The sequence below is a fragment of the Bartonella sp. AA89HNZF genome, assembly GCF_042196905.1.
GTDB lineage: Bacteria > Pseudomonadota > Alphaproteobacteria > Rhizobiales > Rhizobiaceae > Bartonella.
On the sequence record NZ_JBHIRD010000059.1, the window covers coordinates 1 to 2057 of the forward strand.

A 2057-nucleotide genomic window follows, 5' to 3' on the forward strand; every position below is an offset into this window, starting at 1 on the left:
CAAAAGACCGTAAACATAATAGAATAGATCATCTTTTGTTATGGTTTCATTAGGATAAGCTGCTTTAAAATGTGCTAATCCCGCATCTGTAATGGCATCACGGCGTTGTAAATCAGCATTGTTGCTTTTTTCTATAGAATTCGTAAATAAATGTGACTGGTTATTATCTTTAGATTTTAAGGAGGTAATATCTTCATAAAAGTATCTTGGAAAGCATTGACCTGTATCTATTGCGTGAAGGTTAGGTAAATCCTTACTCATCAAAACAGAAAATCCACTTCTTGCTCCTACGCCTGTAACTTGTATTACCTTATTTTTTACCGCTTTCCCTATAGAGAATTGTAAAACTCTCTCATTAAAAATGCGATTGTAATAAAGCCACTGTTGTGTAAAAGGGCGATAGAGGCTTTGAATAAGGTATTTATCTTCAAATTCGAAAATCTTTCCACTAATTAATTGTTGTTTAAGAGAACGACTCCAACTGATTTTTTTAGCATCTGAATTTACAAAATTATCTACAATTTTTGTACGTGTTTTACAGTCAGTGTGATAAATATCATTAAAACGTTTCACTTCACTATTATAAAAATTAATCATATTACGCATATTTTTAGCTAAAGCTTCACGGCTTGAGTTATATGCCCACGCATCACGGCTAGTTGAGATACCACAAGAAAACGTTTTAAAGAGCTTTTTATTATGTCCTTTCTTATCTCCTAAAGCTAGGAATGTTTCGAAACTCTCATCACGTTGATGTATCCAATCACCATGCTTATCTGGTGCAATTACTTGCCAGCCCTTTTTATCCGTAATGCCACCAACACTACCAAAACATTCCAGAGCTGTAAGTTTTTCTTTTATCGTACGATTATTACCAATATCATGATAGTAAATTTTACAAGGTCCAATAGCATTGGGATTTTTGATAAACAAGGTTACAGCAATACCAGTCATACTTCCATTGCCGAAAACATTTTCACCTTCTTGAGCAACTCCATTGCTTAACATATTTTTGCGAAGATCTCCTCGTAAATTGAGTACGTAAATACTGCTAAATTCTTTGGCTAAAGATTTTCGTAAACCATCCATTGTAGACTTTTCTATGTAACCAGAACCAGAAACAAAACCGATTACTCCAGCATTATCAATACGATCACTAGCCCAGCGAATGGCACGAATATAATTATCATATAGATTTCGTATAAGATTTGCATTTGACTGAGCGGCATAAGTTTCACGAATGCGGTCATCTAATATCGGATAAGGTGTATTCTTTGCATTATCATTAGCACTTTTTTGACCTGTTGAATAAGGAGGATTTCCAAAGATAACTTCAATATTCATCTTCTTTTGATGTTCTAAATATTCACTGTTTTCTTTAAACAATTCCTGTAGTAAGTTCTTCTCTTCAAGCATCCGAAACGTATCGGTTAAGCCAATATGTTTAAAAGGAATATACTCTCCTTTCATAAGACTATGATACGTCGATTCAATGTTAATCGCTGCTATGTAATAGGCTAAGAGAACAATCTCATTGGCATGGATATCATGACGGAATTTGTATTCCATATCCTCTGGTTTGATCAGTTTAGATTGTAACAGCCGCGTGATAAAAGTACCCGTTCCGGTGAAAGGATCAAGGATAGAGACACCCCGTGATCCCAAGCTTTTTCCAAACTCTTGCTCTAAAACATCATTAACGGAATGAATGATAAAATCAACAACCTCAACGGGCGTGTAAACAATTCCAAGCTTATCCGTGGTTTTCTTAAATGCCTTGGCAAAAAAACTTTCATAAAGCTTGATAATAAGATTCTGTTTTGCATGAGTTTCTGTAATCCCTGCTGTACAGAACATGACACTTTTGTAAAATTGATCAAGATCTTTCGTTTTCTCTTCGATATTTGTTTTATCCAGTTCCGTTAAGATCTTATCCATGGCTTGCGAAATGGCATTGTTCTGTACAAATTCATTACCGTAAAATAAAGCTTCAAACACGGGACGCGTGACAAGATGTTGCGCTAACATCTCAATCGCTTCCTCTTGCTTGATTTCAC

1 protein-coding gene is annotated in these 2057 nt (G+C 35.1%); it reads right to left on the bottom strand.

The window, feature by feature from the left end:
* Positions 1 to 2057 (bottom strand): type ISP restriction/modification enzyme (locus ACFIN0_RS09600; protein WP_375702436.1); only part of this gene is annotated, 2057 nt, incomplete at both ends.